The sequence below is a fragment of the Synechococcales cyanobacterium T60_A2020_003 genome (assembly GCA_015272205.1).
Lineage (GTDB): Bacteria > Cyanobacteriota > Cyanobacteriia > RECH01 > RECH01 > JACYMB01.
In genome coordinates this window covers 1-8,573 of sequence record JACYMB010000294.1, presented here as the reverse complement: position 1 = coordinate 8,573, position 8,573 = coordinate 1, and the positions used below count along the sequence as shown (strand labels likewise).

Annotated in this window: 8 protein-coding genes; 4 read left to right on the top strand and 4 right to left on the bottom strand. The window is 52.9% G+C overall.

Annotation, left to right across the window (positions count from 1 at the left end):
- Nucleotides 1–855 (bottom strand): S-layer homology domain-containing protein (locus IGR76_14490; GenBank protein MBF2079686.1); only part of this gene is annotated, 855 nt, incomplete at its 3' end.
- A 128-nt stretch (nt 856–983) separates the two neighbouring features.
- Nucleotides 984–2,435 carry an MFS transporter gene (locus tag IGR76_14485; protein ID MBF2079685.1) on the bottom strand — a complete coding sequence of 484 codons (1,452 nt, stop codon included), beginning with the start codon at nt 2,433–2,435 and terminating at the stop codon, nt 984–986.
- Between the two features lie 400 nt (nt 2,436–2,835).
- On the opposite strand from IGR76_14485, the gene IGR76_14480 reads away from it, so the two are divergent.
- The 4 genes from IGR76_14480 (at nt 2,836) to cbiE (ending at nt 6,679) form a co-directional block, all read left to right on the top strand.
- Nucleotides 2,836–3,765: a nucleoside hydrolase gene (locus IGR76_14480; GenBank protein ID MBF2079684.1), complete on the top strand. Its 930-nt coding sequence runs from the start codon at nt 2,836–2,838 to the stop codon at nt 3,763–3,765.
- Between the two features lie 435 nt (nt 3,766–4,200).
- Nucleotides 4,201–4,770: a DUF98 domain-containing protein gene (locus IGR76_14475; protein ID MBF2079683.1), complete on the top strand. Its 570-nt coding sequence runs from the start codon at nt 4,201–4,203 to the stop codon at nt 4,768–4,770.
- 11 nt (nt 4,771–4,781) lie between these two features.
- The gene (locus tag IGR76_14470) at nt 4,782–5,405 is read left to right on the top strand and encodes a cobalt-precorrin-8X methylmutase (GenBank protein MBF2079682.1); all 624 of its coding nucleotides are present in this window, start codon (nt 4,782–4,784) and stop codon (nt 5,403–5,405) included.
- Entirely contained in the window at nt 5,402–6,679 is a 1,278-nt protein-coding gene (gene cbiE, locus IGR76_14465) for a precorrin-6y C5,15-methyltransferase (decarboxylating) subunit CbiE (GenBank protein MBF2079681.1), read from the top strand. Before IGR76_14470 ends, cbiE begins: the two co-directional genes overlap by 4 nt.
- Here the strand turns inward: cbiE and IGR76_14460 are convergent.
- A complete protein-coding gene (locus IGR76_14460) occupies nt 6,660–7,484 on the bottom strand; it encodes a CPBP family intramembrane metalloprotease (GenBank protein MBF2079680.1) in 825 nt (274 codons plus the stop codon). The two genes, cbiE and IGR76_14460, sit on opposite strands and share 20 nt — an antisense overlap.
- Nucleotides 7,485–7,588: 104 nt before the next feature.
- Complete coding sequence (locus IGR76_14455; protein ID MBF2079679.1) at nt 7,589–7,981, bottom strand: AbrB family transcriptional regulator; 393 nt, start codon at nt 7,979–7,981, stop codon at nt 7,589–7,591.
- Nucleotides 7,982–8,573 lie beyond the last annotated feature (592 nt).

The window sequence follows — 8,573 nt, the reverse complement described above, 5'->3', positions numbered from 1 at the left end:
TTCAGCACGGGTGATTGATTTTTGGGGCTGGAGGAGGGTGGTGTAGCCAAAGGCGCGACGAATGTTGGCCTGGGAGCCGTTTTGATAATCGCCCAATACCGCTTTGAGGGCATTGGGATCAATTTGGTTGGCATCTTGAAAGCCCCAGGTTTGCTGCACGGCATCGACGGTGGCCGTTGGCAACGGTTTCCGCACGTCTAGGGGTACTTTCCAGCGTAGGGCATCTTGGCGGGTAAGGGGCGCACCGGGACGAAAGGTGGTGGTGGTGGCACTCCCGCTGAGACGACTGGGGATAATTCCCGCCTCCGCCAGACCCTGAATGTAGGCAAAGTCGGGGCTGGTACTGGCCACATCTTGGAAGACCGGATCAGCCGTGGTCACGCCTAGCCGAATCCGATTTTCGGGGCGATCGCTGTACAGTCGGTTATTGGCCGTAATCAGCCATTGGGCAAACTCTCGCCGCGAGATTGGATCATTGGGGGCAAACAGTAGCCCCTGATCGCCCGACCCTTTGGGTGTGAGGATACCCAGCTCGGCTAAGTCTTTTACATACCCCTGGAGTTCCTCCGGGGCTTGGTCTAAATCCGTAAAGTCTTTGGGGGAGAGGTTCGCCAGATCTGCCTCCTCCGGAGTTTGGGGCGTTGGGCTGGGCGAGGGTTGTTCGGCTTGGGGCACTTCGGTGGGCGAAGCGGTTACTTCGGGGGTAGGCGTTGCGTCTGGGCTAGGGCTTTCCGTCGTTAACTCTGGATCGGCGGCGATCGATCGCGACACTTGTTGCCCCAGAGGGCTATTGGCGCACGACGTTAGCACCAACGACACCATTAATCCCAAAACTGCTCCAGAGCGTTTAACCATGTTCCCGAACCGTGACCGTCTATCCAAATAATTGAGCCTATTTCAACGCTACACGGTGGGGACAAAATCCGACAACGTGCAAATGCTTTCGTGAGATCCTGGGGCGATCGCCGCTGTCCAAACAGCCTTCATTCCGACCCCTTGGCCGCCGCTGAATCCCGCTGATGACGCACCATAAGTCGCTGGCGAATATTCGCGTGGAGTTCCTGGGTAATTGGGTAGAAGTAAACCAACACCAAGCTTCCCAGTAAAATCAGCGTTCCAAACGGCCCAATTACCAGCCGAATCACCCATAGGGCCGAATCGGGCTGAACGGGGGTTGGCTCACCGGGGCTACTTTCGATGTACCCCGCCCAGGACAGCGCCACACCGATGAGAAATAACCCCAGGGCAATCCCTGCCTTTTGCAGCATGATCATGAAGGCATAGAACACGCCTTCGCGCCGCTTCCCTGTCCGCAGTTCATCCAGGTCGATCACATCGGGCAGCATCGACCAGGGAATCAGATAAGCCGTAGAAACGCCGAAGCCCGCCAGCACCCCTAGGGCATAAAGCAACCCAGATTGTCCCGGTTGCAGGAAGAACAATCCGGCTTGGGCGATCACCCACAAACTGATGCCCATCATATAAGCCATGCGTTTTCCCAGTCGCCGACTGATCCCACTCCAGACCGACAGCATCAGCAGTGCCGTTCCCTGCACCGACAGCGCAAATTGAGTAAATGCCTCAGACGGTAAGCGCATCCAACTCACCACAAAGTAGGGCATGATCACCGCAGTAAGTTGGGCACTTAACCAGGCACAGAGATAAATGCCCATCACCAACAGAAACGGACGGTTGCGGAGAATGGTGCGAAACTGCCGTCCAAGAGACAGGGAGGTGTGGTGTTCCACAACGGACATTTGCGTTGCCCTCCCCATGATCCGGTTCCAGGTTCCCCGGACACACCAGTAAAGGGAGACCAAGGCGATCGCCACGGTGCATAACCCCAACACCATGAACTGGTTGCGCGGGTTCGGAACCCAATGAAAAATCGCCTGTGCCATTACTAGGGAAAGGAGACTACTGCCAATGGCAAAGGTGAACCGAAAGGAGTTGAGGCTGGTGCGCTCGTTATAGTCTTGGGAGAGTTCCGGGGTGAGGGCAACGTAGGGTAGAAAAACCGCTGTGTAAGCGGTGTTATAGACCACGGCCATGAAGGCGTAATAGCTAAACAGTACCCACTGATTCCAATCGGGCACAATCCACAAAAAGGCAAAGCTGAGACCAAAGGGAATCGCCCCAAAAATAATCCAGGGATAGCGACGCCCCCACCGCGATCGAGTGCGATCGCCCAACCAGCCAATGATCGGATCGTTGATAGCATCGGTGATCTTGCCAATCATCAAGATGCTGCCCGCTAAGTAGGGGGGCAAGCCGACCACATCGGTGAAGAAAAACATGACGAAGAAGGCCAGGATATTTCCCGTCATTGAAATCCCGATGGTTCCGACTCCGTAGGCTAACTTGGTTGACGTTGTGAGCGTTCCAAATTCATCGGTTGGGGATGAGGGGCGATCGCCCCAGAGGCTCAGTTTCATAAGTCAACGAAATAGGCTGGCAGAGTCATCTTAGCGCGTGGATTTGTCCGATACGTTAGCAAAACGTCCTCATATCTGTATGGGGAATCCTGGTCTATGGGAGGTATAGCAAGCTGTACAGGAGGGACTGCTTGCTCCTAAAATTACCTCTCCAGACCTACCTCCGGAACCGTTTTAGGCATTACAGGCCAATTGCAAACCGAGCCACCTTATCCATCGTTTCCATCGGAATGCGTCCATGCTCCATTTCGTTCGCCACCATTTGAATACTTGTAACCAAGAAGTCTGCCTCAGCGTCCGTGATAAGTAGAGGAAAAACGACAGATATGGAAATAATTGCAGGCGTGATGTGTGTCCCTCAAAATCGCTGAAAATGACGGATAGTTTGTGAATCCTACCTATGACCCTACCGCTGATTATTGACTGTGATCCCGGTGTTGACGACGCGATCGCCCTTTTGTTGGCCTTTGCCTCGCCAGAGTTAGAGATCCTTGGCATTACCACCGTGGCTGGAAATGTGCCGCTCCACCATACCCACACCAACGCCCGCAAGATTTGTGAGTTGGCAAATCGGTTAGATATCCCGGTTATGGCTGGATGCCCTCGGCCCTTGGTGCGATCGCTCACCACGGCAGAGGAGGTGCATGGCGAAACCGGATTAGAGGGGGTAGATTTGCCCTCTCCCTCAGTACCGCTTCACCCTCGGCATGGCGTGGAATTTTTGATCGATACGCTGATCAATGCCCCGGAACCGATCACGATCGCTACCCTAGGGCCATTGACCAACTTAGCCGTTGCGATGATTCAGCAGCCCGCCATTCTTAAAAACATTCGGGAGATTGTGATGATGGGGGGAGCGATCACCCACGGTAACGTGACCCCCACGGCTGAATTCAACATCTACGTCGATCCCCACGCGGCTCATGTTGTGCTGACCAGCGGTGTCCCGATGACGATGATTAGCCTGGATGTGACTCATCAAGTCCTGACCACACCGGAACGTTTAACCGCTATAGAGGCGATCGCCACTCCCGTTGCTAAGGCCGCCGCCGCCCTGCTTGCCCACTACGGAACCTTTGATGCCGAGCGCTACGGTATTCCGGGCAGTCCGCTCCATGATCCCTGCGTGATTGCATACCTGATTCAACCCGAACTGTTTACGGGACATCCGGCTCACGTTGCCGTGGAGCTGCAGAGCGAACAGGCCATAGGACAAACGATTGTGGATATTTGGAATGTGGGGGAGCGATCGCCCAATGCCCATGTGCTGCGCTCCGCCGATGCCGCAGGATTCTACCAACTATTGCTGGAACGATTGGCAACGCTGTGACACCATACTGTGATGTAGTGATACAACGCGTAGTGCGTTGTAGCATTGATTTTCTTAGGGGTTTCTGATTAATAGTTCTATCTCGTACTACACCAATTTATGAGTCCATAATTATGGTCTAGCTGTACCGTAATAGTCTTATGAGCCAAACTCTGACTCTAGAACTCAGTGATCCGGTTTTTACGGCTATCCGGCAACAAGCGGAAACTATGGGTATTCCGCCGGAGCGTCTCGCCGCAGAGTTGTTAGAGCAGAAACTGTTTCAGGCGGTTGAATTACTGATAGGGGAAGCAGAGAAAAAAGTCGCTCGGTCATTCGTCTATGCAGATCGGAATCAAGCCATTTTTCGCGGCACAATGGAAAGAGTAATCATACCTAGTTGGTTTGATGTCGCCCATTACCCTAGTGTTCTCAAATCTGGAAAACGAATCTGCCATGACGCCGTTCATCCATCCTGCCCTAGACGTTCAAAAAGCCCTCACCCGCGACTACATTGATCCATCCGTCCTCAGTCGTTTTCAGCGAATTTTGTTGACTACGGATGGCACTCTGACCGAAATTTTGGCCGCGTATCTGTGCGAGCAAATCCATTTAGTCAAACTCTCGGAGCGTTCCTACTCCCTGGAACAGGCGATCGCTCCCCTAGAGGTCGAAACGGGGATGGATGTGATTGATCGGCGGATTCTGCTCCAAGGCAAGATTAGTCGGCGCAACTTCATTTATGCGGAGTCGTTTCTCGTACCCGATCGCCTAGAGGAAACCTTCAAGCAAGAACTCCTAGTGTCGCAAACGCCCCTCGGTCGGCTCTGGCTAGAACACAAGCTGGAAACCTTTAAGGAAATTATCGATACCGCCAAGGAACCTGCGGGATCATTGGCCTCCTATTTCAGGATTAGTCCAGACGAGGCATTGCTATCGCGCACCTACCGCGTGTTTTCGAAGCGAGAGCCGATTATGATGATTACGGAGAAATTCCCGGAAAGTTTTTTCAGGGATAGTTTTTAGCGCGAGTAGACATGGCGTCGTTGAATCATCCGATCTTGGTGCAAAGCTTTGCTGTAATCGACCGGGAAATTGGCTCCCATCCATTCACCCCAGCGGAATACGCCATCGTGCGGCGGGTGATTCACAGCACGGCGGATTTTGAGTTCAAAGATCTGATCGTGTTCAGCGAAGGGGCGATCGCCTCCGGCCTTCAGGCGATCCAAAACGGCTGTCCCATTGTCACCGATGTCGGCATGGTGAAACAGGGCATCCAATCCCTGATGGCAAAAACCTTTGGCAACCCAATCATTGCCGCAGTTGAGCAGGCTCAGGATGCGCTACCGGGTAAAACTCGCACCGAAACCGGATTGCTCCACTGTTGGGATCAGTATCCCAATGCTGTGTATGTGATTGGCAATGCCCCCACCGCCCTGATCGCCCTTTGTGATCAGATGGAATCGTCCGAGCACTATCCGCCATTGGTAGTGGGGGTTCCGGTAGGATTCATTGCGGTGGTGGAGTCGAAGCAGCGTCTTGCCCAGGTTGCGGTGCCTCAGATTCGGATACAAGGACGCAAAGGGGGATCAGCCGTCGCCGCAGGCATCGTCAATGCCCTCACCCTACTGGCCTGGGACGGTCTGGAGTCCGGGGAATGACGCGCATTCACGTGGTCGGGATCGGAATGGACGGATTGGCTGGCCTTTCCCCATCGCTTCAGTCCCTTGTGCATCAAGCCTCTGTCCTCGTGGGGAGCGATCGCCATTTAGGTTACGTTACTAATAATCTCGGTGAAAAAATTCGGCTGGGAAATCTGGCAGAGGCGATCGCCCAAATTCAGCGCTGGCTTGCCCAAGTTCAGGACTCTGATCCCGGTACCTACCTGGTCGTTTTGACCTCTGGCGATCCCCTCTTTTTTGGGCTGGGTCGGCTCCTGCTGACGGAGATTCCCGCCTCAGACATTACCTTTCACCCCTGTCCTAGCTCGATTCAGCTTGCCTTCAGCCGTATCAAAGTTCCCTGGCAGGATGCGGAGGTCGTGAGCGCTCATGGGCGATCGCCTGACCTGTTGCTAAACGCCATCCAACGACAGGTAGAAAAGCTTGCGATTCTGACGGATGCAGTAAATACGCCCCAGGCGATCGCCCGCATGGTATGCGCTGCTGATCTGGCTGGGCGCTATCGGATTTGGGTGTGTGAGGATTTAGGAGCGGATACCGAGCACGTCCATGAGTTCGCGCCAGATCAGTTAACTCAGATGGCAGACTCATCATTTTCGCCGCTCAATGTCGTGATTTTGTTACGACAAGCAGACTCCACTGCGGTTGACCTTGCCGCTCTCCCAAAATTCGGAATCGCGGATTCAATGTTCGACAGCTTCAGCGATCGCCCCAATTTGATCACCAAGCGGGATGTGCGGGTGTTGGCTCTGGCGGAACTCGCATTGCAAGACGGACAAACGGTGTGGGATTTGGGAGCCGGAACGGGATCTGTCGCTGTAGAAATTGCCCGCCTGTGTCCCACGTCCCAGGTGTATGCCGTGGAAAAAACGACGACTGGCGTAACCCTCATCCACCAAAATGCCGCTAAGTTCAAGCTGCAAAACTTGACGAGCATTCACGGAACCGCACCCGACAAGCTGGATGCATTACCCGATCCCGATCGCATCTTCATTGGTGGCAGTGGCGGACAGTTGGAAAAAATCTTAGATTACAGCCGACACCGCTTGCGCCCTGCGGGGATCATCGTCTTGGCGATCGCCACCCTGGAACACCTCAGTCGCACCACGGCTTGGCTCGATCGCCGCTCTGACCAGTGGCAAGCCCAATTTCTCCAGGTGCAGCTTGCCCGATCGGTGCCCGTCGCATCCTTAACTCGCTTTGCGCCGATTAATCCCGTCACCCTGGTTCGGATCAGCCCATTGCCCCAATGAGTCCGACTCGATCGATGACGTAAAGGGCGATCGCCATCAGCAGCATGAACCCAATTCCCACCATTCCGGCGAGGGGATGTCCCGCCATTCCCGTCACCCAGTCCGGAACCTGACCGGATGGTTTCATCCCAGGCAGCGCATCTAGACTCGCCACCACCCACACCCAACCTGCATGGAGTCCCCACGGCAGGCCAAGCTGACCCTGATCTACACTGCGAGCCAGGACGAGAGCAATCCCCATCAACCAGAGTCCTGGCAGTTGCCACAGCCCTTTCCGCCCTTCCCAAACGAGATGCAAGAGGGCAAAAATGGCACTGCTGGCAATCGCCCCTGTCACAATCCCCGCACTCCCTTGCAAACAGTTCAGCAAAAATCCTCGAAAAATTAGCTCTTCAACCGCTCCAACCACTGTGGCTAAAAGCAGCGTCAGTCCTGCTGTTTGGGCGATCGCATCCAGGGTTAAACTTTTAGAGCCTTCGTTAGAGCATACCCAATTCAGCCATCCTAGGCGCACTTGCAGCCCATAGGCCAACAGTAATCCTACAATCCCGACCAGAAGCCCGATCCCCCAGGAAGCCAGGAGTTGGACATTGAACCCCCAGCCGTAGCTTGCCCACGACCGATCTGTAGCATGATTCACTATCCAAAGAGCTAAAGGCGCAACGGTGTAAAGCGTTAAAACTAGAGGCAGCTTTTGCGTGGGTGTGATTGATTGGAACGGTCGCCATTGAAGAGCGATCGCCACTGGAACTGCAATGGGTAGCCACAGGCCAACCCAGAATCCAAAAAAGGCGATCGCCGTCAGACTATCAGATTGAAAAAGCGTCTCAATCAATTCTTACCCTGGAATGTCCGACCAAAGGTAGTCTGATTGATGGGAAAACAAAGTCCTGCGTTACCAAGCAGGCGTTAATCCTCATCATCATCTTTATCCGCATCAACTTGGATCAAATGGATATGCTTATACCCCAGTTTGATTTTAAATTCATCACCGGGTTTCAGCCCCATTTTCTCTGTATAAGTTGAGCCAATGACAAGTTGACCATTTCTGTGAACACTCACACGATACGTCGGCTCGCGCCCACGACCATCTTTAACGCTTTCGGTACTTAATTGGGTCCCCTTTGCTGCTAACACCGCTTCAAAGAAGTCAGCCAGATTTACGCGAGTTTGATTGTTTTTGCCAACTGTGTAATATCCGCAGCGCTTTGCTTTTTCACGCCTAGGCACATTGGATAGCTCTTTCACCTTTTGCAGGAGAGCTTTTCCTGTTAACGGGGTTGTTGGGAGTTCGTCGCTCATCTAAATATCCTTACCACAGACTAGAGGTTTTTCAGCTATTTAAATACAACTCTAGCTTTCACTATATATAAAAATATAGCCTTAAATATGAGGAATGTGACAATCAATTTTAAGAACTTTTATTCAGAGCAAATGAATAAATCCTGATATGCCTACACGCTGAGCGATCGCCCATTTCACAACTCTCGATGCCAGCATTTTAGAAGCCTGAAATACTATAGACTTATTCCTATTCTCCAACGATGAAAATGCACAGAAGGTCAGGATTATCGAAGATTTTAGGCCAAGACAACGATAGATTTCAAAATTCCTGAAGCGTCGTTTAAATGAGCATCCTCTAACAAGTGGCTGCGTTGAGTATGGGGCAAATCGGTGCTGAATTCTCTAATATCGCCTATAAACCACAACTTGAATTCCCCTCGTTCCAGCATCGGTTTCTAAACCCATGGGGATGTTGCAACCTGGTTGACTGACAAATCTTTTTTAGTAGGTTGGGTGAAACAACGTGGAACCCAACTCTAGCCTATATTCTGTTGGGTTACGCTAGCGCTCACCCAACCTACGAGAGAATCAGGGTTGTGTGAGTTTTGTC

What these genes read in the sequence shown, in the direction of transcription:
- IGR76_14485 (MBF2079685.1), bottom strand. Translation starts at nt 2,435, where the DNA reads ATGAAACTGAGCCTCTGGGGCGATCGCCCCTCATCCCCAACCGATGAA.
- IGR76_14480 (MBF2079684.1), top strand. Translation starts at nt 2,836, where the DNA reads ATGACCCTACCGCTGATTATTGACTGTGATCCCGGTGTTGACGACGCG.
- IGR76_14475 (MBF2079683.1), top strand. Translation starts at nt 4,201, where the DNA reads ATGACGCCGTTCATCCATCCTGCCCTAGACGTTCAAAAAGCCCTCACC.
- IGR76_14470 (MBF2079682.1), top strand. Translation starts at nt 4,782, where the DNA reads ATGGCGTCGTTGAATCATCCGATCTTGGTGCAAAGCTTTGCTGTAATC.
- cbiE (MBF2079681.1), top strand. Translation starts at nt 5,402, where the DNA reads ATGACGCGCATTCACGTGGTCGGGATCGGAATGGACGGATTGGCTGGC.
- IGR76_14455 (MBF2079679.1), bottom strand. Translation starts at nt 7,981, where the DNA reads ATGAGCGACGAACTCCCAACAACCCCGTTAACAGGAAAAGCTCTCCTG.